Raw genomic sequence first — 25,977 nt, forward strand, 5'->3', positions numbered from 1 at the left:
CCTCACGGCGAGACCTGAGAGGCGCCACCATCAGCGCCTCCCAGGTCTTTGAGCACTCCCACGTACTCCTGTGCCGTCACCCTGCGACCCGGCGGCGCAGCGCCACGGAGCCACCCAGCCCCAGGAGGGCCAGGAGGGCGGCGATGGGCACCCACGGCACCGAGGAGTCATCCTCCTGGGCGACGGGCATGTCGCGGTCCGCGCCGGTGACGATCAAGACCTCGGGCTTGACCTTGACGGTCACGGTCGCGGCATCGTCCTTCCCAGTGGCGTCTGTCAGGCGGTACCGAACCTTGTACGACGTCCCAGCGAGCCGCTCGCCAGCGACCAGGACGATGCGCCCCTGCGAGTCGACCTTCGCCTTGATGCCGCCGGGGATCGAGCCCTTGATGAGGCGCACCGTGGCGTCTCCATGGAAGACGTCGTTGCGGAGCACCGGCACCGCGACGGGCGTCCCCCAGACGGACTTCGCAGCGTCGTCCTCAGCGTTCGGCGGAACCACGGCGGGCGGCTCAGGCGTCGGCGGGTCAACGTCCGGGACCGGCACGTCGACGATGCTGACCGTCAGCGTCCCCTCGTCGTGGAGGGTGGCCGGGTCGCCCGACGAGCCGTCCCAGAGGTTGTACCTGTACGTGAGCGTGGCCGGGCCGTCGTAGCCTGCCTCGACGCGGACCGTCACGAGCCCGTTCGTGGAGCGCGTGATGCCCACCCCGGACGGCACCTCGAACGGCTCCACCAGGTACATGTGTGCCGCCTCGCTGTAGACCACGTCGTTGTCGACGAGGTTGAGCGACCCGGACTGGCCCTCGGTGACCGTGAGGACATCATCGACCGCCGTCGGAGGGGTCGGCTCGACGACAGGAGGCTCAGCGGGGGCACCGACCTCCACTGTCACCGTCGCCTTGGAGGTCAGTGTCGGCTCGATCAGGTTGTACTCGAACTGGACGGTCCGGCCCGCGTAGTCCTCGGGTGCGGTCACCGTGACCGTCCGATCGGAGTTCACCGTTGCTGTCACGTCTCCGGGCAACGAGGCTTCGACAACCTCCACTCGCGCGCGAGCCGGAACGTCGTTGACCAAGTCGTTGTCGAGCACTGGAATCGTCACCGGAGTGTTCGGGTCGGTGCTGTCGAAGTCTGGCTGCGCGTTGAGCCGCGGCACCACGTGGATCGTCACGTCGGCCGCGCGGCAAAGCCCGTTCGCCACGGCGTCCGGGTAGTCGGGGCACACCGTGTAGGTCACCACGTCCGTACCGGGGGTGCTTCCCGCGGCGTACGCGTAGGACTCACCTGCGCGATCCACCTGGGACGGCAAGTACGACTCAGGTGCCCGCAGGGCGCCGTTGTTGATGACCTCGCCGTCGAAGCCGGTGATGACCGGCGTGCCGGGCTCGCGATACAGAGGGCGCGACCCGTTGACCGACGAGAAGGCGCCGTGCTCCTCGCCGGAGAAACCTGTGATCGCAGGCGCTCCGCCGCGGCCCTGATAGGTCGTGCCGACGAGGATGCCTTCACCGTGCACGTTCGGGTCGGATGCGATGTGTCCCCAATCTTGCGGGCCAACAAAGTCGTTGGCCATGAGCGGAACGCTCACGCTGCCGTTCGCGGCGACCCAGTACTCGCCCTCACCAGCGACCGTTGAGACATCGACTGGGTCGCGGTAGTAGACGGGCAGCGAGAGCCGGACGAGGTCGTTGCCGTCAGCGTCGACGAAGCGCATGTCGATGCTCTCGCTCAGGTCGTCGCCGGTCCCGTTGCCGGGTGCGGTGGTCGGGAAGTCGCCGGAGTGCGTCCAGGTGCCGTCACCGTTGTCGACCACGTGGCCACTAACAGGACCGCGTGGGAGGCCAGTGCCCTGAACGGACACGTCCGCGACGGTGGCGCCAGCGGGAAGTATCCGCCCGTACCTGGCCTCGAACTCGGCGGCTGGGTCGAAGTCGAATGACATCGGGCCGCCCTGCCAGTACATGCGCCCCTCGCCGGTGGTCTGTGGAACATCACTGGTGGTCAGAGTGACGGCCGCGGTGTCGGTGCCGTTCGCGTCCTCGACGGTGTACTCGACGCTCGCTGTACGGACCCACGGACCGTCCTCGGGTGCGTGACCGAAGTCGACGTTGAGCCGCTGGCTCACCCGATACTCGACCGACTCATCCCACCGGCTGGCGCGCGTGCGCTCCGGCTCGCCGAGCGATACGGCGGGGTCGTCGATGTCGATCACCTCGCCGGTCACCCGGTGGGTCGCGGTCGCGTTGACCACGGAGACGTCGGTGATGCGAGCATCCGTTGAAGCGGGGTTCGCGAGCGAGTCGTTGGCGATCAGGTCGACCCACCACGCCGGGGCGCCGCTGAAGACGATGGAGATGTCGTCAGCAGCAACAGGCGGGGCAGGGTCGAGACTCCGCTGCACAGTGAACTCGCCGTTCGAGAGACCGCCCTCGTGATGCGCCATCTGGTAGTCGAACTCCACGTAGTCGTGGGCGGGCGCGTCGCTCAGGTCGACCTCGACGGTGCCGTCCGGCGCCCACGTGAACGGAACGCTGTCCGGGCCTGTCACGGAGATGACCTCGACGTCGTGTCCCTCGGCAAGCGTGTCGTTGGCAAGGACACTTCCTCCGGCCGTGGTGCCATCCCGGGACACGAACAGGTCGTGACGCGCGATGCCCGCGCTGACGTAGTCGAGGCGCTGGATGAAGGTGGCACCGCCCGAGTTGTCGCGCTGCCCTTCGGAATCCACGACGGCGTACGAGAACCCGACCTCGCGCATCCGGAACCGTGGTGGCGCGTAGGGGAAGGCGCCGAAGTCGACGGTGATCTCGCCGTCAGGGGACCATGTGAACTCCACGGGATCGCCCTTGGTCTGCGTCACCGAGGTGACCTGAAGAGTGCGACCAGGATCGGTCGCGTCGTTCGCGAGAAGGTTCGCGCGGAGCGTCATCGCGTCGCCGTACGCGACGTGGGCCTCGACCCAGTCGTGGATGGCCTGTGTTGGGGCGGCCTGCGCAGGCGAGATGTACATGCCGGTGCCGGTAAGGGCGACGGCGAGGCCGAAGGTAGCGCAGCGCGTCATCGCGCGGCTCAGCGTGCCGGTGCGGATAGGGGTGCGGCTCATGGGGTCTCGATTCCTCAGGGTTCTTGCCTGAGGGGTGTCCGGCGCCGAGCCCGAGCGACGGGGTTGAAGGGCACGAGTTCCCGCACTCGGCGAGGAGCGGGACGAGACCGTGGTGGTCTCGTCCCGCTCCTGGGTGGCTCAGTTGAAGTTCGGGTCCATGTGGTCGGTACCGTTCTGGACCTCCGCCGAGTCAGGCACTCCGTCGCTGTCGCTGTCGATGCCGTCCCAGTGGTCGCCGTCGGTCACACCCATGTGATCGCTGACCCAGGGGTAATCCTTGACCCACGAGTGAGGGTCGGTTGGGTCGAGGTCGTTGCCAATCTCGTCCCAGTCGCCAACGCCGTCACCGTCGGTGTCGGGGTCGTTCCAGTCCAGGTCGCCCGCCCGGCCGGGGAAGCCGTTGGACTTGCTCTCCGCCACCTCCATGAAGTCCCACATGCCGTCGGCGTCGGTGTCGACGGAGTGGAAGACCTGGTAGTCGTTGACGCCCATGGGGTTCGTGACGTCGGAGCCCATCAGGCGCCACGAGTACGCGTCGTCCGGGTCGAATCCCTCGGCGGTCTCCAGGTCGTTGGTGAGGCCGTCGCCGTCGCGGTCGTCCGGGTCGACCGGGTTGGTCGGTACTTCGACCGGGATCTCGATGGGTACGTACGCGGAGTCGCAACCGCCAGTGCGCTCGGATTCGATGACGCCACCAGCGAGCGAGTCGTACACGGCCCGGGCACCGCTGGTCGAGTGCTCAACACAGAGAGTGAAGTCCTCGCCTGACGAACCGACGGCAAGCATCTGGGCCGAGTTTTTGGGCGTGAGGATGGTGTCGAAGGCGGAGGCGTTCACAGGGCCGACGGCTGGATACCCCGTGCCGTCAATGCGGGCGGCCTCCAGTGCCCTTGCGAGCGTCTGAACGTCGCTGACGGCGCCTTGCTCGTACGTGCGCTGGCGGTACTGGCCGATGGCCGAGACAGCGATGATCGCGATGAGGGCGAAGATAGCGATGCCGATGAGGACGTCGAGGATGAGTGAGCCCTGCTCGTCGGAGGGCTGGACGGAGAGCCGGGCGTGGAGCCGGGCGAGGATGTACTGCATGGAATCTCCCGCTGGGGTAACGGGCCGCAGAGTTGCGGCTCGCTCCGTGGGGTGTGCGGGGACACGGCCCAGCGCTATGGGCTCCCCGACATGCGAGACGGGGCACACCGTTTCGGGTACGCCGCGTCTCGGCTCGGAGTTCTCCCGTCGATCGACGCTTCGGGACAGCGATCAGATGCCGCGTTGGCGCAGCGCCTCGAAGAAATCAGTGAACCAGGCGCCGAGACGAGCGGCATACGTCTCGCGAGTGAGGTGGTCGCCCACGCCGGTCCACAGGAGGGTCAGGCCCGTGAGAGGCGTCCAGACTCCACCCGAGGGAGGTGCCGTCAGCGTGACGCCGTCCAGAACACCGGCGTCAGCAGGCAGTGACGGTGCGGGTTCAACGCCGGGCACGTCGAGGGCGTCCAGGTCGGCTGGGCGGAGGTGGACGGAGTGCCCGAAGCCGTATCGACTGTCGAGGCCCGCGAGGCCCACTCGACTCAGTTCGATCTCTAGAGCGGTGGGCTCAGAGGCCAGCCAGGCCTCGTGCGCGGCCGCATCTGCCTCAGCCCTGGAGATCGCGGCGCCGAGGTCGTCTCGCGGGTCCAGTGCCTCGCCCGCGGCGATCGCGCGGCGGACCTCCGCGGCCACGGCCTTCGACAGGTCGCGGGTGCCGCCCTGCGATGCTGGGATGCTCGACAGGCAGCGTCGGTACTTCGGGGAGTTCTTCGGTCCTCGGCACATCTCTGGTCCTCCTGGGTGGTGGAGGGCGGGTGCCCCTCTTGGACCAGGGGTAGCCGGGGACACGGCCAGGCGCTTGACCCGTTAGAGGACTCCGCGTTGGTAATCGGTGTTGAACAGCGCGTGGGCGAGGGCGTGCGCCGCGTCCGTGACGGACAGGTCGCAGCCGTGGTCGTCGACCCACTGCATCGCCATTGAGTCCAGGACGGTCCCGCGGCGGGCCAGCGCGTCCGTGGCGCTGTCGCACTCGGCGACCAGGCGGGCCGCGTCCTCGGCGAGCGGCCAGCAGAGCATCTCGCCAGCGGTGAGCGTCATGGCCTCACGCACCGAACGCCGAGAGGATGGCGCGAGCGGCCTCGTCAGAGAGCCGGTCGGCCTCGTGCCGGTTCGAGGTGCGGGCGGCGACTGCCTCGCACGCGTCGGCGTAGGCAACCAGAGCGAGACCGCGGTCGTAGTGGAGGGAGTAACCGCTGGGGGAGTGGACCTCGTACTGGTCGACGTTGCCGTCGAGGTTGACGAACGCGTTCAGGCGGATGCCGTGGTCGTACATCGCTCGAATGGATGCCTGCGTCCCGGTCAAGGTGATCGTCATCTGTGACTCCTGAGAGAGGTGTTGGTACAGATGACGGGGCGTGCGGCGTCCTTGACACGGGGCAGGGTCCTCGGTTCTCGGAGAACTCGATCGCGGAAACGAGGAGCACCGCCAGTGCACGCACACAATTCAGTGGTGCGAAAAGTGTGTGCGCCAGGGGGTCAGGAATCTCCAAAACAAGATCCGAGGATCCGAGGATCGGAGCAAAAGGGCCTCTGAACTGCGAAAACGTCCCTCGGATTTTCCCTCGGGTTTCTTGGCCCCTCGGATCTTCACTTCTCCGAGGATGGCCTCTGGGACCCTCCTGGCGCCCGTTCTGTGCGTTGGCCAGCGAACCGGGACGTCGTGCGCCCGTCTCGATCTCCGAGGATCCACAACCCGAAGGCCCCTCCCTCGCAATGAGGAAGGGGCCTTCGCGCGGGACGCTGCCGGTCAGTCGGTCGGCTTGTCGGGGAACAGGTCTTCGCGCTTGACCCAGTAGCACGACACCGACTTACCGCCCCACCAGAGGTCCTGCGGCTTGCCGCCCTCGGACGCCTCGCGCAGAGCCGGGAGGACCTTCGTGCGCTTGATGCCGACAGCCTCGGCGACCGCCGCGGCGATGAGGCACACGTACGCCTGGCCGTCGCGCTCGTGGTCGGCACCCATGGTCCGGGCGGACCCGTAGTTGCCCTTGGTGCCAAGACCGGTCACGTCCCAGTCACCGGTGGCGATGGCCTCACGGATGAGGCTGAGCAGCGCGGCCTTGTCAAGGCGGCCAACGTCGCCGGTCAGGTGGTCGTTGTAGTGCTTGACCATGGCGGCCAGCACGACCTCGAACGCCTTGGCCTTCAGGCCCTCGGCCTCGTCGACGGTGATGGCGTCGGTCGCGAGCGCAGCCTCGACCAGCAGTTCCCAGCCGACGAGTCGACCGGCCGCGACGAGCGGGACACGGTTGAGGTCCTTGGGGATCTCGGGGGCTCGCTTCCACAGCAGGTCCTTGTGCGCCTCGCGCCGCTTGCCGAGGCCCGCGACCCACGCGTCGAAACCGCCGACCCTGTCGATTTGACCGGCGACCCAGCGCAGGTACGAGGCGTGACCGAGGCGCAGCGTGCCGGACTCACCCAGCGTCTTCCAGTCGCCGAACCGGTCGGTGCCGTCGGCCTTGGTCCAGCCGTTCGGACCGATGGCCACGGTAAGCACGCGCATGCGGGAGGAGAATCGGAGTTCGGCGCCCGGGAAGGTCTCGCCGCTGCCGGAGAAGGCGACCTGCGACGGGTCGGGGTCACCGTTGACCCAGCCTCGGGTGCCTTCGCGCTTGGTCTGGCGACCGTTGGACTCGTCTTCCGAGCCACCCGCACGACGCGCGAGCATGTCGAGGATGGCGACCTGCTCGTTGTATGAGGCCTGGTTGTTCTCGTCCTCGGCGAAGTCGTCGGGAATGGCGGTGGCGTTGTGCAAGCCCTGGGCGATGTCGGAGCCGTTGCGGATGTTCTTGCCGAGGAGCGTCTCCATCTTGTACTCGGGGCCGAACATCTTGGCGACGGCGCGCTGGCGAGCGGACTTGCCCCAGTTGGACTTGCCGAGCAGGAAGGTCATGCCCTCGGGGATGTGGCCGGACCCGGCCCACATGATGTTGCCCGCGGTGACGATCCACCAGGTGGGGTCGGCGAACAGGTCGCCTGCCAGGACGGTCTCGCGGAGCGCCTTGCGCTGGGCCTCGTCGTCGGCCGACTCCAGGTCGGAGAGGTCGAACCGCTGCGCGTTGGGGTCGTCGAGCAGTGCCTTGGAGTCGCTGCGGGTGTAGCCGTCGGCGGTGATGCCACCGACTGCCTCAACGTACAAGGCGCACCCCTCGGCGGTAGTCGTCCAGCCGGTCTCCTGGGACATGGTGGTGATGCCGATGCCACGCTTCTCGGCGTCGTTTTTCATGGCCGCCACGATCTGGGCGGCGTTGCCATCGGAGTTGACCCACACGCCGAGCGGGTAGCCCGCCTGGGTGAGCCAGTCGTCAATGCGGTTGAGGTGCTCGGTCGGCCACTCCTCGACCCGCAGCAGGCCGATGGGCGTCTGCACCGCGATGTCCGACACCGAGATCTTGCGGGCCTTCTTGTCGAGGCGCGAGGTCGCGACGTACATGCGCTCGATGTAGGGGGCGAAGGCGGCGATGGTGACGGTTCCGTCCGGCACGTAGGGGTCACGCATGCTGATAGAGCACTCGTCGCGGTTGATGTCGGGGGTCCGCACGACTCCGGCGGTGGTGAGCAGGCCCTTCCCGGCAGGCCGCTTGGCGGACAGCGGCTTGCTGGCCGTCTTGGACTTCATGAGGTTGTTGAGCGCGCGGCGAGCCTCGACGTCGTCGATGGTGCCGTCGCCGCGACGGAAGGTCCCGGCGACCCAGTCGTCGACACCTTGCGTGCCCGACGTGGGCAGGCTCGGGAAGCGGGGGCGGGTGCCGGTGGCGCCGTCGACCACGGTGCTGATGCGGGCCCCGGCGTCGTAGACGTAGGGGTTGGTGAGCACGTCCTTGTCGAACAAGACGAACACCTCCTGGGCCTTGGCGCAGGCGGCGTGGAGTTCGGGGGCGGCGATGCCCGCCGCGCTCCAGCCCCAGCAGCCGGGGACGCCGATGACCAGGACCTCGTCCTGGTCGCGGTAGAGCCACGACACGACGAGCGTCTGGCCGGTGCCCTCAGTGATGATCACCCGCTTGTATTCGCTAGCCTCGAAGCGAGCACGCATCGACTTCGTGATGATGAGTCGCTCGCCAGTGGTGTCGCCCGAGTTGCCGACGTACTTGCGCGTGCGGCCGTTCTCGTCCTTAGTCGGGTTGTCCGGCTTGCACTGGTCCCAGCCCGGGCCGCCGGTGATGGAGGCGTACGTGAATCGAATGCCGCCGCCGGTCTCGGCGAAGCCGCGCAGGCCCTCGGGCCACTCGGCCGGACGGTTCGCGATGGAGCGGGCGTCGACCTCGTAGGCAGCCCATTCCAGGGGGATGCCGCGGGAGTCGAACCAGTCGAGGTGCTGGGTCTCGATGCCCTCAGGCATCTCCTCGCCGTCGACGACTTCGGAGTCGGTGGTGTCAAGGTCATTGACCTTCGCGGCGCTGCGAGAGACGGGCTGGGTGGGGTGCAGTTCAAGCACCTTGCCGGTGACGGACTCCGCGTCGCCGGTGTCCTTGGTGACGGTCGGCTTCTCGACGGGCTGGATGGCTGCAAGCCAGGACGGGGTACCCATCACGCGTCACCCCTCTCGGCGCCAGCGAGCGCGAGGCATGCGCCGATGCTCTGCGCTTCACCGTTGAGCAGGGGGCGCAGCCACATGGGGTCGGCCAGGAGGGCGAGCACCAGACCGCGGGCCGCCTCCCGCGCTTCAGTGCGGTCGGTGTGACCGTCGGCATTTGCCTCTTCGGTGTAGACGGCGACCTCGTCAGGACGAGAGGAGATGAGAGTCCAGCCGTCGTGGTGGTCGTAGTGTCGCCACGTGACGATGGGCTCGACGATGTGGTCGTAGTGGGTGCCTGAGCGTCGGCGGGTCGAAATCTCGACCGTCACGGTCACGGCGTGGCGCTCGCTGGCCTGGCCGTTGGCCCAGATGCCGTCGACCGCGAATCGGGCCGTGACGTACTCGGGGCGGCTCGGGCCGTTCGTGGCGGGCCGCTGGTAGGTGTGGTCAACGGTGGCTACCACGTAGTCGTGCGGTGCGAGCGAGTGCTCGGCGGTGCCCTGGTCCAGGGCGGGGAGGACGTGCATGATTGCTCCAGTTGGTGAGGTGTGGAATGGCACCGCACCCAGGCGCTCGTCGTCCTGGCTGACCCTGCGGGCGGGTCGTCATCTCTTGGTCCTCTGGCGCCCGGCTTGTCGACCGGGGTATCTGAAGGTGTCCGTGTCTGGACCGTCCATGACACGGCGCTGGTCCTATGCCGCGTCCCTCAAACCGGCGGTCCGCGTGACTGGTTACGCACGCTCGGCAGCCGGGGAGTGGCCATTCGAGCGACGATGCGCCGAAGAGGACTCCGGGCTTCCGTCCTGACGGCGAGCCGCTACCGTCGACCCGCGAGGCAGACGTGCTGTTCGTATCCCAGCGGCGCGAGCGGGCAGCAACACAGGCGGGCGTCCACTCGAACGCCTGTTCTATTCTGTGTGCGTGCCACGTCAACCCCCGTTTCATGTCTGGGTGGACTTGACCGGCGTGTGGTCCGTGCCGGTGCCGGGCATCCTTCTGGCGTGGCGGCACACGGATCGGCGCGGCTGGGAGGCGTTAATCGTCCGTGTGGAGTCGTACTCGACGGGCACCGGATCCGAGGTCCTGATGTCGCAGTCGTGGGTGACAGCAGCCCTGATCCGCCCGGCGGACGGGGGAAACTGACCTCGGCGGCTCCGGAATAGGGCTAGCGCAATCCGCTCGGCGGCTTGGGCGAGGTGATTCGTGAGTCATCAGGCTGGGCGCCGGGACGGCGCTGAACTCAAGGTGAGCGGCCGCATCTCCGGTGTGTCCGACCGAACGCGTCACCGCCGCACGGGAGGATGGCGCTCATGCTTCGGTGGTTGTTGTGCGGTGAGGCCGCGCTCCTGTGCAAGGTCGTTGACGACGTCGACAGGCAGAGGCGGTGACATCGGTCTACGCCGTCGCGGACGTCAACTGGCTGCTCTCTGCACTGACCCAGGCCTCGGCGGCGATGATTGCGATCGTCGGCGGTCTACTCGTCACTCGATACGTGGCTTTGCACGCAGAGCAGGCCTCGGCCCAACGTCGCGTGGATGATCTGAAGCGACGCTTCGAGACAGCGAAGAGCCAGCACGCCGCTGCCCGAGCGTCGTTCCAGTCCGGCGAGGTCAACGATCTTCTGGAAGACCATGCCGTCTTCACGGCGGCATTCGAGGCGACCACCCACGGTCGGCAGTTGGATGTGGAGACGGTCCTCGATGCTGTCGAGGAGGACGGAGAGGGGTTGGACCGCGAACTGCTTTCTCGGCAGGTTGCTGCGCTCGACCAGGAGATGAGCGCTGCCGTCGGCGCGATCGCTCCGCTGGTTCCAGTGCGCAAGCGGCATCCGGACTGGGACGAGTTTCGTCGAGAGAACGACGTCACCGCATCGAAGCCGGACCTATGGCGCTGGGTCTATGACGAGGTATGCCACGTGGCGATCCTGGCGGCCCGTGAGGCGGAGGAGAAGGCGAGGAAGGGTGCGCTCGCAGGAATGTCCTCATACCTAGATCCGTACATCCGGATGCCCGGGCCGGGCATCGACGTGGAGACGCGTCGGGCGAATCGGGAGTGGCGACTCACTGCTGTCGATCGCGCTACCGCCGCGATGGAGCAACTCAGCCAGGAACAGAGGCTCGCGCAGGAGAATCTTGATGCGGCGCGACAGCCGGAGGGCTTCTCGTTGGCGATCCGGGTGCTCATCGCGCTGGCGGTCCTCGGAATGGTCGTCCCGGTGGTCGTCATGACGTTCGGCGAGATGTACCTGCACTGGGGATGGCGTGTAGTCGTGTCCACCCTCTTCCTCGCTGGAGTGGGGCTGCTGCTGCGGTTCTTGCTCGTCTACGCCGACTTCCTTCGTGAGGGTGGTCGCACGTCGTTGCCGAAGAATCTGCTGGGACTGCTGAAGCCATGACCGAGACCGCTGTAATCGTCGACGGTTTGACCGCGGCCGGTGTCGCCCTTGCGGTAATGGGTGCCCTCCTCGACCTGATCGTTCGACGCGAGTGGACGTTCGGGCTGAAAAATCCCAACCATGACTTCGCGGGGCGTTTCGCAAGCCTCCTTACTTGGCTCGGAATGACACTGGCTGTCTTCGGCAGCGCACTGTCGCTGGGGGCTGATGGTGCGAAGTGGCTCATCATGGTGGGTGTCATTGTCGTCGTGGGTGGCCTCTGTGCGCTTGGCGTTCTGGCTCTGGGGTCCTCGAAGACTGCGGCTTCCACTGCGGGCCAGACCGACGCCTCGGACGTGCCGTAGTACAGGTCAGTAGGAGTGGTACTCGGCGATGAGGTTGGTGGCGGCTCTTTGCAGGTGCCGGGTCAATGGTGCGACGCGTAGTGCGGGGTGCCCCGGGCCCTCCTGGGCCCGCCAGTCCGCGCAGTGGTTGAGGGCCAGGTGGGCGCGGTGCATCAGGTCGTCACGGAGACGCTCTACCTCGGCGAGGCCACCTGACCGGAACGCTTGACGCACGAGATGCCGGGCTTCGTCCCGCATCGCGTCGGAGACGTCTAGGGCGGACAGGTCGAGGGCCCCCCGGCCGAACGGGGCGACTCGGCCGGTGAGGACGCGCATCTGAACGTCCATCTCGGCTCCGGTCAACGGTGCCTTGACGCGGACCGTCGTGTCCCCAGCGACCGCTGCCTCGACGGGGTCGGGGTCGCGTCGGCCGAAGCCAGCCCAGGAGGGTGCGGGCGGCAGGTGGTGGGCCGCCACGTCGAGGACCACCTCGGGGGAGAGGTGGCCCGGACGGGTGTCCCTCCAGACCCGCATGCCCATGTTCCCGTCAGCGATCGCCAGGACGGTGACGGGCTCGCCCTCCTGGTCGTGGGTCCACGACCCGGTGACCACGTAGGCCGGGTCAGCCCATGTGTCAGGCGAACCGTCGTGCTCCACCGGCGCCTCAATGACCATCAGCATGCGACGGGTTCTGCGCGGCACAAGACCCGATCCGTGGTGGCGGCATGAGTCACTGCGCATTTCGGCCGCACGTGGCCGCTCATCTGGTACGTCACGGATTCGGGGCAGCGAGTCAGAGTCACGACGGTGACGGGCCGGGCCTCGTCGTCATATGTCCACTCGGCAACCAGGTGGGTGCCGGTGGCGAGGACGAAGTCGACGATCGTCACGCCGCGCTCCGGCGTAGATCGAACCACCTGAGGTTGCTCGGCCGACCGAAGGCGAGAGACTCGACCGCGGCGCGGACCTCGCAGTGGGTGAGGTGCCCGTGGACGGTCGCCATGTACATCGGGTAGCCGTCGTCCGTGGCCACGTAGATCTCGGTGCACTCGTCTTCGGGCTTGTGGGTGGCTTCTGCCTCGCACCAGACGCCACTGATGGCGACGTCGAGGGTCACGCTGGGGATGCTCATGGGGTGCTCCTGGGGATAGGCCCTGGGGCGGGCCGGAAGGTCCGAGAGCGGTCTGCTCTCTGCTCGTAGGAGCACATGCGGACGTCCTTGACACGGCCCTCCCCGAAGGCCCGAGCAGAGTGCTCGGGACGCTCTCCAGGAGGGTGCTCAGGCAGCCGCGGCCTCGCGCGCCTTCTTCAGGTACTTCCGAGCAGTCGAGGGCCCGAGGCCGAGACGCGCTGCCACCTCGGGCCCCTTGATTTCGGGGTTCTCGGCCAGGAGGGCCGCCACATGCTCTTGCTTCTCGGCCGCGCTCGGCTTCGCGTTCGCAGGCTTGGCGCTCGTCGTCACGCGGGGTGCTCGCGGCGTTGACGCGGCGGCGGCGCGCTCGGTGCTCACTGGCTGAGCGCTCGTCTGCGCGCTGGTTGAGCGCTCACTGAGCGGTGCTCGCTCGGTGCTCACTACGACGGCAGGGCGCTCGGTGCTGAGGGCGGGAGTGCTCAGCAAGCGCTCAGCAGGCTTGTGGGGAACGGCGCTCGATGTGTCGCCCGGGCGCTCAGCGAGCGGTGCGCTCAGGTGCTCACTCGGGCGCTCAGCGCCCACTGGCCGAGCACTCACGCAGCCGGGCAGGCGCTGGGTTCGCATGTTGCGCAGCAACAGTTCGACGCTTCCCGCGAGCACTACTGGCGGCGAGGCCGCCAGCAGCACGCCGAACCAGGACGAGCCGTCCGCGTGCGTGGCGTTGACCGCCACAGTGAGCAGCAGGAGGATCAGGAGGGCGGAGTACTCGGCGGCAGCGCTCAGCCCGGCCGCGGTCCTCTGCCATGCAAGTACGACCGACACCACGGCGCCGCCCTCGATGATGAGCGGGAACAGCCAGCCGAGCGCGGGCGTCGCGACCGCACCCGTGTCGACTGCGACCTGGGACGTAGCGACCGCGGCCAGCGCTCCAGCGCCTCCACCAATCACGATGAGCACGGTCAGCAACCACTTCTGTACACGGCTCATGCCGCAACCCCCTTCGCATCGAGGCCAGCGACACGGGCGGCGACCTTCGCCGCCACGTGTCCCTCGTAACCGACCTTCTCCAACTTGGACGACAGCCCCTTGGCGAGGGCGTGGCGCATCTCCTCCGGCAACGCCGACGCTGACGTCGACGCAGCGTCGACCCACGCGTCGCGATCGCTCGACTCAGCGTCGAGGGCGGGGATTTCGTGTGTCCCCAGGAGGGCGTCCAGCACGTAGGGGGCGCTCGGCCACGCTCCGGCGATCTGGGCAGCCGCCGTGACTGCATCCATCGGGGAGTACCTCAAGCGCCTGGCCCGCATCTTTGAGGCGAGTGCCTTGGCGAGGTAGGGCCGCATCTCGTCCGGCATCGACGACACGGCGGACGTCATGGCGGCTGTCCACGTGTTCCGGCGCTCGAACCTGGCCGTTGCCTTCGGGATGGTGTGCTGGGCCAAGAGGGTCGCGAGGCCCTGGTGCACGCGGCCCTTCACTTCGCGCTTCGCCTCGGCGCCGGTCGTTCTGTCATACGCCCGGGCGTGGTACGCGTCTAGGGCGATGCCGTGCAGAAGGTCGGAGCCATGAGCCGCGCCGTGAGCGTCCAGCCCCTCGGTGATCGTGTCCCCCTCGGTGACGGCCGCGAGCCATGCCTTCCGGTAGCGGCTCACGGTCCGCTTCGTCATGCCGACGTCGACTGGGTCCACACCGGCCTCGTCGAGCAGCCCAACGAGCCACGAGAACCCGCCGACGCGAGCCTTGACCGGCTGACCATCGACGTACTTCTCGCCGTACCCGACGGCGGGGTGTGAGGCCGCGAAGAAGACCTCGACGAACGGGTTGGTGAGGTCCCGATCGGTGAGGGCGTTGACGAGGTCCGAGTGGGCCCACGCAATCCGGTCGCCTTCGGCCGATAGGCGCGGGAGACGCCAGGCGCGAGCGAGGCCGCCCGCTCGCTTCTTGCGACGGATCCATCCCGCCGTCTCCAGGGTGTCGAGGTACCTGTCGGCCGTCTTGCGCTCGACGCCCATCAGGGTGGCAAGTCGGTCACCGCCCATGACGATCGAGTCGTAGCCGTCGTCGAGGGAGCGCTTCAAGAACTCTGGTCCCATCGCCGCGAGTGCGTGCCGGGCTCCGACGTTCTGGCTGGAGGAGACCGCTACATGAGCAGGCATCGGTGAGAGGAGACAAACGACGAGACGGCGAGCCGCAGTCACCCGCTTCTGCGCGCGCCCGTCGAGGGAGGAGGACGAGGCGACACGCGCCGAAGCAGAGTCGAGCAGCGGCTCGTACTGGGCAGGCGTCTTGGCGATCTGCTTGATGTCTGCACGGTCGAGTCGAAGGCACCACGCGAGCAGATCGTCGGTCGGGATGCCAGCGCCGAGGGCTCGACATGCGAGCGCTCCGAAGGCGATCTGTGGCGGGGAGTCGTGGTGCGCCTTCGCGGTGGGGCCGAGCACGGAGTCGTGGGCGTCCAGGGGGTTGACGTTCGCTGCACCTGTCACGGGAAGTACCTCCGATATGGGTACAACCCGAAGGGTTTGTACCCAGAGAATCTGGTGGGTCATCTGTTGCTGACTGACCAGGTGTGCGGCGGGTACGCACAACGCTCCCCGGAGACGGTCAGACGAGACGCGGGTAACGGCACCAGCAGCAGGTCGGCGAAAACGAGCGGTACTTCGAGGCCGGAGGGATCGAGCCATCGCAGGCGAACAGCGATGCACGAGAGCGATACGAGGCGAAGAGGCTCACCCAGTCCTCACGCCTTCGGCGTCGGACAGGGGTGACCTTGGCTTCGAGAGCGACGTGAGGGAGTGACGTCCAGCAGAGTGGTGTACGGCTCCCGGTGAGCGTGTCGCTGTAGAAGCAGTGACGGCCACCGCGTGATCCTTCGAGTGATCTCCTACAACCGACTCGAAGAAGGACACGACGATGACCGTCACCCCCAGTATCGACCCTGCCCGCCTGCTCGAGGAACAGCTCGCCCAGGCGAGCCCCGATCTGTTGCGCGAGCTCCTCGGCACGTTCATCAACACGCTGCTGTCCGCTGAGGCCGACGCCGTCTGCGGCGCCGAGTACGGCACGAGCACCCCGGAACGGGTCAACCGTCGCAACGGCTACCGGCACCGCGACTTCGACACCCGTGCCGGCACTCTGGATCTAGAGATCCCGAAGCTCCGGCAGGGGTCCTACTTCCCCGAGTGGCTCCTCGAACGCAGGAAGCGTGCCGAGCGGGCGCTGACCAGCGTGGTGGCGACCTGCTACCTGCTTGGTGTCTCGACGCGTCGGATGGACAAGCTCGTGGCCTCACTCGGCATCACCAGCTTGTCGAAGTCCCAGGTCTCGGAGATGGCCAAGGAGCTCGACGCCCACGTCGAAGAGTTCCGCACCCGCTCGCTGGCCGAGGCCGGACCGTTCACGTTCGTGGCTGCCGACGCCCTGGTCCTCAAGGTCCGCGAGGGTGGCCGCGTCGTGCCGGTCCACGCGCTCGTCGCGACCGGCGTCAACGGCGATGGGCACCGCGAGATCCTCGGCGTGCAGGTCACCACCAGCGAGGACGGCGCCGGCTGGCTGGCGTTCTTCCGCGACCTGACCGCCCGGGGCCTGTGCGGGGTGCGGCTCGTCACCAGCGACGCTCACCGCGGACTGACCGCGGCGATCGCCGCCACCATGGCCGGCGCCTCGTGGCAGCGGTGCCGCACCCACTACGCCGCGAACCTGATGTCCGCGACCCCGAAGTCCAGCTGGGGATGGGTCAAGGCGCTGCTGCACTCGATCTACGACCAGCCCGACGCTGAGGCGGTCCACGCCCAGTTCGACCGCGTCGTCGACGCGCTGAGCGAGAAGCTCCCTGCGGTGGCCGACCACCTCGACAGCGCGCGCGACGACATCCTCGCCTTCACCGTGTTCCCGAAGGAGATCTGGCGCCAGATCTGGTCGAACAACCCCAACGAGCGCCTCAACCGCGAGATCCGCCGACGCACCGACGTCGTGGGGATCTTCCCCGACCGGACATCGGTCATCCGGCTCGTCGGCGCCGTCCTGGCCGAGCAGCACGACGAATGGGCCGAAGGACGCCGCTACCTCGGACTCGACGTCCTCGCCCGATCACAGGCCCTCGACACCACCACCACCGACGAGGAGATGAACGAACCAGCCCTTCAGGCCATCACGGCCTGACCCACCAACGACGAGGGATCACCCGTCGTACACCACGTCACAGGACTTGACCCGTGAGGGCTCATCGAAGGCGGACCGCACTGGGCAGCGAGTGACTGGGTGCAGACGGCTGGGGAGGCACAGGCGACAGCGAGACGTGGAGCGGATTGGTCCTACACGTACCCGTCTTGATCTCTACCTACCCTCTCGCATCTCGTCGACCACTTATCGGTCTCGTCATGCTTCTTCGTCACTCGGTCGCTCGGGCTTCGCCTTCTCTCCCTCCCGACGCCTGGCGCGCGAACCAGCCGGACTGACCGCCCTTGGAAGTCAACGCCGTCAACGGCGGACCTTCGCTGTGTAGAGGAGGTCGACAGCGTCCAGGATGACCGAGCGGTAGCCGGTCACGCGGACGGTCACAACGAAGCGAGTCGGCCGGACACGCTCTGCCTGTCGGATGTAGCGACCCGGTGAGTAGCCTCCCGGGAAGTCGTCGTATCGCACCTTGAACCCGCGAGCATCGCGCGGCACCTTGAACGCGAACTGGACCTGCGCGAACCTGCCGCCGTTGCAGTCCAGGTCAGCAGCGATGCCGAACCGACCCACGCTGCACCCAGGAGAATGTGTCCGTCGCGTGGCCTTGTGGCCGAGAACGTGCACCTTGATCTTCTTACTCACGATGTCGCTTTTGACCTCCAGCAACCGCGCGCTGGTTGCGGACGAGCCGTCCTCGCTGTTGGTGACCGTGAGCCGGAACGTGTAGGTGCCTACCGCCACGACGTTTCCGGACTGGTCGGTCCCGTCCCATGTACCGCTTCCGCTGCCGTACCGATCGAAGAACGAGGCGACGACGACGCCGGAAGGACTGATGACATCCACCTGGCCGGGCGAGGTGTCGTTGGAGTACCAGGTGAACTCGACCTCGTCCTTGAAGTCGTCTCGGACGACGGGGTAGAGGTCACCGCTGGACAAATCGAATGTCTCGATGACGGGCACCATGCGGTTGATGGTCGCGCCCGCGCCTGCTGGGGCCAGCCAACCTGCCAGCGCAATCGCAACGACAACAACAAGACGCTTGGCCATCTGAGTCATCCGACACCTCCGATGCACAGACTGGCCGAGCGCGGGGGTGCTGGCAACACTCAGTTGGCAGGACGGGCCTCGCGGAGTAGCGGCTTGGAATGCGTCATGACCTCCAGATGTGCGGCCAAGAGGATGCGGCTCACCTTCCCATTTCGGCCCCGCGCGGTGACGGCCTCGTCTACGTTGGCGCCACGCCACAAGGAGGGGTCTCGTGCATCCACGGCTGGCCGCCTTCCTGGACGACGAGTCTCGTCAGGTGTGGGCTCTACGACGCGATGACGGCACCGCGGTCTATCTACCTGATGGCATGGCTGACGAGATGCGCGCTCTTGCCCGCGAGCATCTGCGCTGCCCCTATCCGGGATGCGTCTGTCCGATCTCGACTCGCGGCGGGACGAAGCGCCGACACCACTTCTTCCATCGGACCACCGTTAGCCATCCGACCGAGCCTGAGTCGGAGGCCCACCTGGCGGCCAAGGCGATGCTGGTCGACTGGGCGAGGAGCAGGGTCCCGGCCGGAGCAGACGTGGAGGAGGAGCAGAGTTTGAAGGACGACGACGGACGCCTGATTCGTCGTCCGGACGTGCTCGTGACTGGCGCGTCGGGTCGTCGCGTCGCCTTCGAGGTCGAGTACAAGAACTGGTCGGTCGAGGGATGGAAGGCCAAGCAGCGGGACCTCGACCAGGCGGGTGTCGCGTGTCTGTGGCTGCTTGGCCACACCCGAGTCAGCCTGTCCCGAGACGGGCTCGGTCGCTCGGGCGAGACACCGGTTCGAGTGCCGGGGTTGGCATCCGCAATCGGCCGCGCGAACACGCCGCTGCTGGTCGTTAATCCGGTGACTCGACAGGTCGGCACGTTGTCATCCAGCGGCTCGTTCACGCGCAGGTGGCGTGGCGAGTTCTGGGCGTACCTCCGCGTCGACGACCTCGACGACTGCGCGTTCGATCCGCGACTTGGCATCCGGACCCCGACCCTTGACCAGATCCTTGCGGCGGAAGCGATCGAGTCTCAGAAGGAAGCCGCGACGCGACAGCGTCAAGCCGAGGCTCGCCAACACCTCGAAGACGCATGGCAGGCCTCCGCTGTGCGTGCCGATCTCCTCGCCCGCCACGGAGCGGTCCCCTCGTTCTTGGAGGGCCCAGACACGTCGGTGATCCGAGCGGCCGGTGTCCATTGGCGGGCCGCTCTGTGGGTCGACCTGGTCGAGGGCCGCACGGCCGTTTTCGCTTGGCCGGAGGTCGAGGCAACTCTTCGACGGCACGGGCTCGGGTGGGCGCGGGACCGTCGGTTCCTCTACGGCACGGTCGAGCAGTACATGGGCGTCCTGGCTCGGCTGGGTGCGCTGCGCTGGTACCGCAAGGGGTATCGCAGCCACTTCTCGCCAACGGGGGCAACGGTCGGACAAGTCATCGACGGACAGGCGGGGGAGCACAGGGCGGCCGTCATCGCGCGAGAGCAGCAGGAGAAGGCCGAAAGGGAGGCAGCCGCGCGGGAGGCGGCGTACGCCTCCGATCTCGAGGCGAGGCGTCGCACGCGGCTGGTCATCGACGAGGGCGGCACGCGGCGATGGGTGCCCAAGTGACCCGTGTCAAGGACATGAGGCATAGGGGCTGAGAGCAGGAGCGGAGATCCCGCCCAGACCGCAGTCCGGAGGCAACTCATGAGCACCCCGAGCACCACGCGAGACGCCGTCATCATCGAGCGCGTCGCGCAGCACCTCACCAACACTTGGATCGACTTCGACGTCGACGAGGCCACCGGCCTTGTGACCGTCGCTGCTGAGGCGCTTCGAGCGAGCGACGGCACGAGCCACTTCCGGCCGCTGATGGTCGACGCTATGAGCGCCTCGTCGACGGTCCGCTACGCCGACGAGGTCCTCGACGCCATCGTCGACTGGGTCACGCAGGAGCACTCCGCGGCCCGCACCGCTGAGAGGCTGGGGCTGTGACGGCGTGGGCCCGAGTGCAGCGTCGCCGTCGCAGGACTCGCCTCGTCTTGCTGGTCCTCCTGGCCGGGCTGGCCGTGGCGTTCGCGCCGCCGACGACAGCATCGTTCGCAGCGGCCTGGGAACGCCACGTGATCGCGGAGGGTCGTGGCGACACCGCGCAAGCGATCGGCCTAAAGGTGGGTCGTTCGCTCGCTCTTGACCCGGCGAACGGCGCACCTGTGCGAGTCATCCACCAGGAGGGCGATACCTGCGTTGTAAGCCACGTGGGCCTGCCGGTCTCGTGCGACGCCCGCGTGCGCGTCGCGCAGCGCACCGACGGCACCTACAAGGTCGTCGTCAGGCACCGCAACGAGCGGTTCATCTTCCGCGGCTGACCGTCCTGGACAGCGTTCTGGATGAGCCCCGCACACCCGAGAGATGCGGTCGTCGTTGCTCGCGCCGATCGTTCCTCTGGGGTAGGAAAGCCGCCCGGTCTCGCCGTCGTAGTCGCGGTGGGGCCGGGCCGCTCCCGTTCCGGGCCAAGAAAGTTCGCCGCAGGCGTGTCATTGCGTGTCCCCGCCGCACACCCCCATGGCACCCGAGAGGAGCACCCATGGAGATCACCCGAGCACTCACCGCAGTCGGCATGACCGCGCTGTGCCTGACTGCTGCCCCCGCGCATGCCGCTGGCGACGCACAGGTCGTCATTGTTATGGACGACCGGACCTGCGTGGAGAAGCCGGACCGCGAGGCGTTCCCGCCCGCGGTGCGTGCCATCTCCGACGGACAGGCGGTCGCGGTCGGCCGCGCCATGGAGGCTTCCGGCGGCTACAAGTACATCCAGGTTCTGGCCGACGGCGCGAAGGCGGAGTGCTGGCTCCTCCGTTCTACCGTCAGTGAGCCGCTGGGCGGCGCCCTCGACCCCGCCACATACACCCGGGAGGCGCTCGTGGTCGACCAGGACGCCGGGCTTCCTCTCGCGGCCGTCCTGACCGCAGGTGACATGTCCGTGCGCGTCTCGCCGCGCAACGGCGCCGACGTGCTTCGGGAACTCGGACCCGGTGAGGTCCTCAACGTCGCGGACTGGGACATCCTCGGTGGCCACAGCCTCGTCGGGGCCGACCGCTGGACGCCCGTCAACGTTGACGGGATGACCGGCTGGGTCAAGACGCTGGTGCTCGCGTCCACCGAGGTCATCACGCCCGACGACCTGGCCTCCACCCTCACGCCCTCCCGCGGCGTCGAGGTCCGCGAGAAGCCGGTCACCGACGCGATCGCCCTGGGCGCACTCACCGCCGGTCAGTCGTACCGAGCCGACGCGACCGCGACGTCCGGCTGGTACCGCGTTGCCCTCGACGACGCAACCGTCGGCTGGGTTGCCCAGGCGGACCTCCTCACGCCCGCGGAAGAGGATTCGACCGCGACGCCGACGGCTGAGCCGACCGAGACCCCGTCGTGGATCACGGATCAGCAGGAGAAGTACGACGAGTGGAAGGCCGAACGCGAAGCCGAGCAGACCGAGATGGAGATGCCCGCGACCACGGAGACGCCGAGCCTGTGGGAGAAGGCGAAGAACGCGGTCACCGGCGAGAATCCGGCTGCTGAGGCACTCGCCAAGGGACGCCTGAACATCGCCAGGATCGTTGCCCTCCTGGCACTCGTGCTCGCAGCCCTCGCGCACGTCGCTACCCGCCTGGTCCGCCCTGGTGCCTCCCTCACGGGCCGTCTCCCTGCCCTCGCTACCAGTGGCCTGCTGCCGATCGTCGTGCACGCCACTGCGGTCGCTGCGATCGGTGCAGGGCTGACGGCCGCCTTCCTGGCTCCAAGCGGCTATTTCGATGCGCAGGTCCTTGGAGGCGCCGCCGTGGTTGGTGCCGTCCTTGCCTTCATGACGGCCCACCGAGTCGCCGCGATGCGTCACGCACCCGCCGACGCGGTCGCCGCGACGGCGAAGGCCGACTCGACCCTGCTCCTCCTGGTCGCCGGTGGCGCCGCCGCGGTTACCCACCTGTTCCTGACCGCAGCGCTGCCGCTCGCCGCCGTCGCTGGACTCGTCGCAGCCGGTGCCATTGCCGGTTCCCGCACCCCCATCCCCACCCCAGTTGCACAGATCGAAGAGGACTGATTCATGAGCACCCTTACCCGCGCCGCCATCGCTGCGGCCATCGCCATCATCTGCCTCGCCGCACCCGCCAACGCCGCACCCGGCTGGCAGCCCGACCAGATCATCGGAGTACCCACGTCGACGTCCGGCCAACCCATCGAGCCCGGCGAGATCCTCAATGTGACCTACGTCGGCCTCGACGACCCGAACCGCCCCCGCGAATGCGGAGGCCTCGCCCAGTGCGCCATCGTGGACGGTCTTCCGCTCGCCGCGTTCTACGACGAGGCGTCCTACGTGCCGTACGGCCCCGACTCCGGCAGCACCACATACCCGGAGTTCTCGGCACCAATGAAGACGACGGTTGAGGAATGGCTCGACCAGTCGCTCCCCGTCGACGCGTTCGACCGGAACCCGACGAGCCCAGACGCTGTGGAGGTCAACCTCGATCACGAACTCATGGGCGGCGAACTGGTGTGGGCATCGACCCAGAGTGTGAAGCACGACGGTCGCACGTGGGTGCGGGCAGCGTGGGGCACCAATGACTTGTGGCTGGAAGCAGACCGCCTCGCCCCGACCGACGTTCCCGAGCCGCCCGCTGAGACGCAGACGCCCGAGTCGACCGCGACCGAGGTACCGGCTGCCACCGCGCCCGAGCCTGAGGACACGGCCGACGCCGAGACCGCTCCGGCCGAGGAGGACTCATCCTCACCGACCGGCTGGCTGGTCGTTTGCGGCATCCTCGCCGGTGCACTCGGCCTGTCCGTCGCCGCGAAGCGCCGTAAGCCGACCGACGGCGAGGCGGTGTGATGTCCGCGGTCGGTGCAGGTGTGGAAGTCACCAAGCGGAGCCTGTCGTTGGCCGAGTCGATCGCCGCTTCGACGCTCGGTGCAGTCTTCGGGTTCTGGTGGGACCGGCCCGGGCTGGTGAAGCCCAAGGCCGATGAGAAGCCGTGGGAGACTCACGCCCAGGTCTCGTCCGCGATCTTCTGGCCGACGCTCGCGGTCTGGCTCTCGCTGGGGCTCCCCAAGTGCCCGGAGTGGGTCAAGGAGACCGCTGGCTGGGCCACGCAGGACACGCTCTCGATCGCCCAGTGGACCGTGCTTGTCACGGTGTTTGCGGCTTGGGTGCTGATGCGCCGCATGCTCGCAGCGAAGGTCGAGAAGTGGCCCAATCACCGGCTCGTACGTGACGTGCAGAAGTGGGGTGTCCACCACCGCTGGCTCGGCGTGCTGTTCGTCGCGGCGTGCATAGCGCCGCCTGTCGCCTGGGCACTCCTGGACACCGTCCGGGTGGACGCCATCAACACGGGCGTCTTCCTGGGGCTGGCCGCTCTCGTTGCGCACCTGGAACTGCGCTGGCGTCGCCTGTGCCGCCGTCGTATGCCTCACCTGATTGAGGCGCACCGCCTCTCGCAGCGCACCGCTGACTCCATGCTGGAGATTGGGGCGCTGCGACCCCGCAAGGGCGGCGGCTTTGTCATCTCGCCGGTGCCCGCTGAGGCGGTTGCGCACCTGGACGGACTCGACGAGCGCGTGGCGCTGCACCTGCCCGAGTTCGAGGCCAAGATGCACACCGACTCGAACGGCGCGGCGACCGCGTTTGAGTACCTCCCGGCCAGCCCGGAGACCGTGGCGCGACGCGAAGTGATGGCCCGCACCGGTGGCTTCCTGACCGCGATCGCGCCCGCTGAGGAGGACAACCCTGCGCGCCCCGGCGAGTGCGTCGGAACCCTAGAGGTGGGCATTACCGAGAGTCGCGCGGAGGAACTCGACGCGACGCTGCGTGCGTCCGATGGTCTGGCCCTCGTCCAGTGGCGCAAGGGGGAGCGTGTCGTCCACCTGGCTGCCCTCGACACGGAGACGCTGACCGAGAGGGGCCGCATCGCCGACTGGCTCTCGTGCAAGCCGTGGGACCTCGACCTGCTCGTGACGACCGACGGCGCGGACGTGACTGGCTGGCACGCGACCCGGGTCCCGGCGGTCCGGGACCCGGAGAAGCGCCGCCAGACGTGGCTGACCATGGCCAACGACCTGCACCCGTCACCCGACTCGCGCACCTGGACGATCACCGACCGGTCGGGTGAGGGCGAGATCGAGATGCGGCTCATCGTCGACCCTCTCGACGTGATCGTGCCGTTCAACCTCGACGTGACCGAGACGATCACCCCGGACACCCCGTGGGTCGTCGGCATCGACGAGGAGGGAGGCAACATCGAGATCAACCTGGCGCTCTCTGCGCACGCGCTCATTGCCGGTGCTACCCGCAGCGGCAAGTCCGTGTGTACCTACTCGCTGCTCACCCACGTGCTGCGAATGGGAGACAGGGCCCGTCTCCTCGTCGCCGACCCGAACGACACGACCATCGCGCCGTTCGAGGACAAGGTGGCTTGGTCGACATCCGACACGCATCCCGACGCCGTTACCGGCATGCTGGAGTGGGTCCGCGGAGAGATGGACCGCCGCAAGCCGATCCTGCGCGACATGCGCGCCGACAAGATCTCCGAGTTCACCGCCGAGTTGCCGATGATCGTGGTCGTCATCGACGAGGCCGCGAACTACCTGCGTCACAATGACAAGCGGGCCGCCGCCGCGATGATGGGTGAACTCCTCGCCGTGGTGTCGCAGGGTGCGAAGTACGGCGTCCGACTGGTCCTCATCACCCAGCGCCCCGACAGCACGATCCTTCCGACTAGCACGCGTGCGCAGTTGTCCTTCCGTATCTCGTTCCGCGTCGAGGACGGAGAGACCGCGAAGATGGTTTTTCCGGACCTGCCCGACCCGATGGCACTACTCACGTGTGCACCCGGCGTCGGCTACGTCCGCGAGGTTGGCGGCGAGGCGAAGCGGTTCCGCTCGGTGTACCTGGCCGACCACTGGGGCATCGCTGACCGTCTCCCGCACCGGCAGCCGAAGATCCTCGACGTAGCGGCTGGCTTCGGGGCGCCGTTCGTGCCCCCGGCGGTGCCGAAGGACATGTGGGGTACGCAGAAGCCCGCCGCAGTCGTTCCCGCCGCTCCTGGCGAGGTGCTGATCGACGAGGTCGTACTGACGCTGGACGACCTGGAGGGCGAAGTGCCAGGCACACCCGGTGCTGCCGAGGGCTTGGACGACTTCGAGTTCGAGCCTGTCACCGCTCCACCGACGGTGCGTCGTCGCCCGACCGCGCAGCCGGTCCCCGACGATTTGTGGGCCTGAGATGTGGTTCTGGAAGCGCAAGACGCGCGAACATCGCGAGCCAAAGGCTCTGTGGGGCCGCCGCCTCGCGGCGATCCTCGACGTCCCGGAGGACGCGATCGAGGCTGACGACATCCACCTGGTTGCAGGAGGGGCGATCGTGCACCTGTGGCCGACGCCTGCCGGTGCGCTCGTCGATCACCCGCGCATCGACGAGCGGCTCGCGAACGTCGCGCCGGAGTTCATGATCGATCCGAACTCGGCCGCAGACCACTTCATAGGCCTGATCCCGCGTCGATAGGTGCCGGTCAGGGCATGGGCTTGTAGAACACCCAGGCGTCGCCGTCAGAGTCGACCGTGAGTTCGACGCGAACGTCAACGTCGGACCCGTCCTCCCACGATCCCTGGCCGCGGCACGCCAGGACCACTTCCTCGTTTGTGCCGGTAGGTGCTTCGTAGGTGGCGCGGTTGTCCTCGACTACCCGCGGCTCACGGACCTTCAGCAACTTCGTGCCCAGCCCGGTGTCCTCTTCTGAGATCCGAACTGCGTCGTCGGCCAACTCGTCGCACGTGACGTCTTCGAGGCTTCCACTTGCCACATCAACGCCAGCCTCCGACAGATAGCCGGAGATCTGAGGCCAGAGCCACCACCCGAGGACGGCGAGAGGAATGGCGATCCGGAAGAGCCACGACCACTTGAACCCCGATCCGTTGCTAGTTGCGGCTTCGGTGCTGGCGACGTGCACCGGTGGAGGCATGACTCGGGTGTCGGCGGGGTTTGCCTGCGCGGTGCTCGAAGAGCCCGCCGGAGACGGGTATTGCGCCGTGCTGGAAGCGGCCTCGGTCGCGAACGGTTGCCACTGAGACCCGTCCCACCAGAACTTGCCGTCGGGGCTCACCAACGGAGGCGGCGGGGGCGATCCAGCCGACTCATCAGAGGTCCCCGGGCTCGACGTGTCGCTCATGGGCGCACCCTAGGTCGACGTGCGTGC

Annotated in this window: 24 protein-coding genes; 10 read left to right on the forward strand and 14 right to left on the reverse strand. The window is 67.8% G+C overall.

Features of this window, described 5'->3' with window-relative positions; translation table 11 throughout:
* Positions 1-76: 76 nt before the first annotated feature.
* The 7 genes from EXE59_RS09760 to EXE59_RS09790 form a co-directional block, all read right to left on the reverse strand.
* Positions 77-3,106 carry an Ig-like domain-containing protein gene (locus EXE59_RS09760; RefSeq protein ID WP_135838731.1) on the reverse strand — a complete coding sequence of 1,010 codons (3,030 nt, stop codon included), beginning with the start codon at positions 3,104-3,106 and terminating at the stop codon, positions 77-79.
* A gap of 138 nt (positions 3,107-3,244) precedes the next feature.
* Positions 3,245-4,192: a hypothetical protein gene (locus EXE59_RS09765; RefSeq protein WP_135838732.1), complete on the reverse strand. Its 948-nt coding sequence runs from the start codon at positions 4,190-4,192 to the stop codon at positions 3,245-3,247.
* A gap of 171 nt (positions 4,193-4,363) precedes the next feature.
* Positions 4,364-4,915, reverse strand: coding sequence for a hypothetical protein (locus tag EXE59_RS09770; RefSeq protein WP_135838733.1), 552 nt, complete (start codon positions 4,913-4,915; stop codon positions 4,364-4,366).
* An 81-nt stretch (positions 4,916-4,996) separates the two neighbouring features.
* A complete protein-coding gene (locus EXE59_RS09775; protein ID WP_135838734.1) occupies positions 4,997-5,227 on the reverse strand; it encodes a hypothetical protein in 231 nt (76 codons plus the stop codon).
* 4 nt (positions 5,228-5,231) lie between these two features.
* Complete coding sequence (locus EXE59_RS09780; protein ID WP_135838735.1) at positions 5,232-5,504, reverse strand: hypothetical protein; 273 nt, start codon at positions 5,502-5,504, stop codon at positions 5,232-5,234.
* A gap of 432 nt (positions 5,505-5,936) precedes the next feature.
* A complete protein-coding gene (locus EXE59_RS09785; RefSeq protein ID WP_168218471.1) occupies positions 5,937-8,720 on the reverse strand; it encodes a hypothetical protein in 2,784 nt (927 codons plus the stop codon).
* Entirely contained in the window at positions 8,720-9,235 is a 516-nt protein-coding gene (locus EXE59_RS09790; RefSeq protein ID WP_135838737.1) for a hypothetical protein, read from the reverse strand. Before EXE59_RS09790 ends, EXE59_RS09785 begins: the two co-directional genes overlap by 1 nt.
* Before the next feature lie 857 nt (positions 9,236-10,092).
* Between EXE59_RS09790 and EXE59_RS09795 the strand changes: the two genes are divergently transcribed.
* Both EXE59_RS09795 and EXE59_RS09800 read left to right on the forward strand, forming a co-directional pair.
* A complete protein-coding gene (locus tag EXE59_RS09795) occupies positions 10,093-11,103 on the forward strand; it encodes a hypothetical protein (RefSeq protein ID WP_135838738.1) in 1,011 nt (336 codons plus the stop codon).
* Positions 11,100-11,447: a hypothetical protein gene (locus EXE59_RS09800; protein ID WP_135838739.1), complete on the forward strand. Its 348-nt coding sequence runs from the start codon at positions 11,100-11,102 to the stop codon at positions 11,445-11,447. The genes EXE59_RS09795 and EXE59_RS09800 overlap by 4 nt, the downstream gene beginning before the upstream one ends.
* A gap of 6 nt (positions 11,448-11,453) precedes the next feature.
* Here the strand turns inward: EXE59_RS09800 and EXE59_RS09805 are convergent, their stop codons facing one another.
* The 5 genes from EXE59_RS09805 to EXE59_RS09825 all read right to left on the reverse strand — a co-directional run bounded on the left by EXE59_RS09805 (position 11,454) and on the right by EXE59_RS09825 (position 15,107).
* Entirely contained in the window at positions 11,454-12,107 is a 654-nt protein-coding gene (locus EXE59_RS09805; RefSeq protein ID WP_135838740.1) for a hypothetical protein, read from the reverse strand.
* A complete protein-coding gene (locus tag EXE59_RS09810) occupies positions 12,101-12,316 on the reverse strand; it encodes a hypothetical protein (protein WP_135838741.1) in 216 nt (71 codons plus the stop codon). Before EXE59_RS09810 ends, EXE59_RS09805 begins: the two co-directional genes overlap by 7 nt.
* Positions 12,313-12,558, reverse strand: a complete 246-nt coding sequence (locus EXE59_RS09815) for a hypothetical protein (RefSeq protein WP_135838742.1) — start codon at positions 12,556-12,558, stop codon at positions 12,313-12,315. The genes EXE59_RS09810 and EXE59_RS09815 overlap by 4 nt, the downstream gene beginning before the upstream one ends.
* 147 nt (positions 12,559-12,705) lie before the next feature.
* A complete protein-coding gene (locus EXE59_RS09820; RefSeq protein ID WP_135838743.1) occupies positions 12,706-13,545 on the reverse strand; it encodes a DUF2637 domain-containing protein in 840 nt (279 codons plus the stop codon).
* On the reverse strand, positions 13,542-15,107 hold the full coding sequence (locus EXE59_RS09825; protein WP_135838744.1) for a helix-turn-helix domain-containing protein: 1,566 nt from the start codon (positions 15,105-15,107) through the stop codon (positions 13,542-13,544). The genes EXE59_RS09820 and EXE59_RS09825 overlap by 4 nt, the downstream gene beginning before the upstream one ends.
* Before the next feature lie 364 nt (positions 15,108-15,471).
* Between EXE59_RS09825 and EXE59_RS09830 the strand changes: the two genes are divergently transcribed.
* Positions 15,472-16,719: an IS256 family transposase gene (locus tag EXE59_RS09830; RefSeq protein ID WP_135838745.1), complete on the forward strand. Its 1,248-nt coding sequence runs from the start codon at positions 15,472-15,474 to the stop codon at positions 16,717-16,719.
* Between the two features lie 318 nt (positions 16,720-17,037).
* On the opposite strand, the gene EXE59_RS09835 is transcribed toward EXE59_RS09830, so the two are convergent.
* Positions 17,038-17,790, reverse strand: a complete 753-nt coding sequence (locus EXE59_RS09835) for a flagellar hook assembly protein FlgD (RefSeq protein ID WP_135838746.1) — start codon at positions 17,788-17,790, stop codon at positions 17,038-17,040.
* A gap of 202 nt (positions 17,791-17,992) precedes the next feature.
* Between EXE59_RS09835 and EXE59_RS09840 the strand changes: the two genes are divergently transcribed.
* The 7 genes from EXE59_RS09840 (at position 17,993) to EXE59_RS09870 (ending at position 25,286) form a co-directional block, all read left to right on the forward strand.
* On the forward strand, positions 17,993-19,363 hold the full coding sequence (locus EXE59_RS09840; RefSeq protein ID WP_135838747.1) for a competence protein CoiA family protein: 1,371 nt from the start codon (positions 17,993-17,995) through the stop codon (positions 19,361-19,363).
* Positions 19,364-19,441: 78 nt separating this feature from the next.
* On the forward strand, positions 19,442-19,729 hold the full coding sequence (locus tag EXE59_RS09845) for a hypothetical protein (protein WP_135838748.1): 288 nt from the start codon (positions 19,442-19,444) through the stop codon (positions 19,727-19,729).
* Positions 19,730-19,776: 47 nt separating this feature from the next.
* The gene (locus EXE59_RS09850; protein WP_135838749.1) at positions 19,777-20,103 is read left to right on the forward strand and encodes a hypothetical protein; all 327 of its coding nucleotides are present in this window, start codon (positions 19,777-19,779) and stop codon (positions 20,101-20,103) included.
* A 218-nt stretch (positions 20,104-20,321) separates the two neighbouring features.
* The gene (locus EXE59_RS09855; RefSeq protein ID WP_135838750.1) at positions 20,322-21,833 is read left to right on the forward strand and encodes an SH3 domain-containing protein; all 1,512 of its coding nucleotides are present in this window, start codon (positions 20,322-20,324) and stop codon (positions 21,831-21,833) included.
* 3 nt (positions 21,834-21,836) lie between these two features.
* Positions 21,837-22,619, forward strand: a complete 783-nt coding sequence (locus tag EXE59_RS09860) for a hypothetical protein (protein ID WP_135838751.1) — start codon at positions 21,837-21,839, stop codon at positions 22,617-22,619.
* 20 nt (positions 22,620-22,639) lie between these two features.
* Positions 22,640-25,006 (forward strand): FtsK/SpoIIIE domain-containing protein, encoded by a 2,367-nt coding sequence (locus EXE59_RS09865; RefSeq protein ID WP_168218472.1) that lies wholly within the window; start codon positions 22,640-22,642, stop codon positions 25,004-25,006.
* Between the two features lies 1 nt (position 25,007).
* Positions 25,008-25,286 carry a hypothetical protein gene (locus EXE59_RS09870; protein ID WP_135838753.1) on the forward strand — a complete coding sequence of 93 codons (279 nt, stop codon included), beginning with the start codon at positions 25,008-25,010 and terminating at the stop codon, positions 25,284-25,286.
* Between the two features lie 7 nt (positions 25,287-25,293).
* Here EXE59_RS09870 and EXE59_RS09875 read toward each other — a convergent pair whose 3' ends face one another.
* Positions 25,294-25,950 (reverse strand): hypothetical protein, encoded by a 657-nt coding sequence (locus EXE59_RS09875; protein ID WP_135838754.1) that lies wholly within the window; start codon positions 25,948-25,950, stop codon positions 25,294-25,296.
* Positions 25,951-25,977: the final 27 nt, after the last annotated feature.

The sequence above is a fragment of the Nocardioides eburneiflavus genome (assembly GCF_004785795.1).
GTDB lineage: Bacteria > Actinomycetota > Actinomycetes > Propionibacteriales > Nocardioidaceae > Nocardioides > Nocardioides eburneiflavus.

Excerpts from the sequence above, each read along its gene's own strand:
- EXE59_RS09830 (WP_135838745.1), top strand. The coding sequence starts at position 15,472 with ATGACCGTCACCCCCAGTATCGACCCTGCCCGCCTGCTCGAGGAACAG.
- EXE59_RS09875 (WP_135838754.1), bottom strand. The coding sequence starts at position 25,950 with ATGAGCGACACGTCGAGCCCGGGGACCTCTGATGAGTCGGCTGGATCG.
- EXE59_RS09815 (WP_135838742.1), bottom strand. The coding sequence starts at position 12,558 with ATGAGCATCCCCAGCGTGACCCTCGACGTCGCCATCAGTGGCGTCTGG.
- EXE59_RS09800 (WP_135838739.1), top strand. The coding sequence starts at position 11,100 with ATGACCGAGACCGCTGTAATCGTCGACGGTTTGACCGCGGCCGGTGTC.
- EXE59_RS09825 (WP_135838744.1), bottom strand. The coding sequence starts at position 15,107 with ATGACCCACCAGATTCTCTGGGTACAAACCCTTCGGGTTGTACCCATA.
- EXE59_RS09770 (WP_135838733.1), bottom strand. The coding sequence starts at position 4,915 with ATGTGCCGAGGACCGAAGAACTCCCCGAAGTACCGACGCTGCCTGTCG.
- EXE59_RS09805 (WP_135838740.1), bottom strand. The coding sequence starts at position 12,107 with ATGCTGATGGTCATTGAGGCGCCGGTGGAGCACGACGGTTCGCCTGAC.
- EXE59_RS09785 (WP_168218471.1), bottom strand. The coding sequence starts at position 8,720 with ATGGGTACCCCGTCCTGGCTTGCAGCCATCCAGCCCGTCGAGAAGCCG.
- EXE59_RS09835 (WP_135838746.1), bottom strand. The coding sequence starts at position 17,790 with ATGACTCAGATGGCCAAGCGTCTTGTTGTTGTCGTTGCGATTGCGCTG.
- EXE59_RS09760 (WP_135838731.1), bottom strand. The coding sequence starts at position 3,106 with ATGAGCCGCACCCCTATCCGCACCGGCACGCTGAGCCGCGCGATGACG.
- EXE59_RS09765 (WP_135838732.1), bottom strand. The coding sequence starts at position 4,192 with ATGCAGTACATCCTCGCCCGGCTCCACGCCCGGCTCTCCGTCCAGCCC.
- EXE59_RS09845 (WP_135838748.1), top strand. The coding sequence starts at position 19,442 with ATGAGCACCCCGAGCACCACGCGAGACGCCGTCATCATCGAGCGCGTC.
- EXE59_RS09820 (WP_135838743.1), bottom strand. The coding sequence starts at position 13,545 with ATGAGCCGTGTACAGAAGTGGTTGCTGACCGTGCTCATCGTGATTGGT.
- EXE59_RS09790 (WP_135838737.1), bottom strand. The coding sequence starts at position 9,235 with ATGCACGTCCTCCCCGCCCTGGACCAGGGCACCGCCGAGCACTCGCTC.
- EXE59_RS09860 (WP_135838751.1), top strand. The coding sequence starts at position 21,837 with ATGAGCACCCTTACCCGCGCCGCCATCGCTGCGGCCATCGCCATCATC.
- EXE59_RS09775 (WP_135838734.1), bottom strand. The coding sequence starts at position 5,227 with ATGACGCTCACCGCTGGCGAGATGCTCTGCTGGCCGCTCGCCGAGGAC.
- EXE59_RS09780 (WP_135838735.1), bottom strand. The coding sequence starts at position 5,504 with ATGACGATCACCTTGACCGGGACGCAGGCATCCATTCGAGCGATGTAC.
- EXE59_RS09855 (WP_135838750.1), top strand. The coding sequence starts at position 20,322 with ATGGAGATCACCCGAGCACTCACCGCAGTCGGCATGACCGCGCTGTGC.
- EXE59_RS09870 (WP_135838753.1), top strand. The coding sequence starts at position 25,008 with ATGTGGTTCTGGAAGCGCAAGACGCGCGAACATCGCGAGCCAAAGGCT.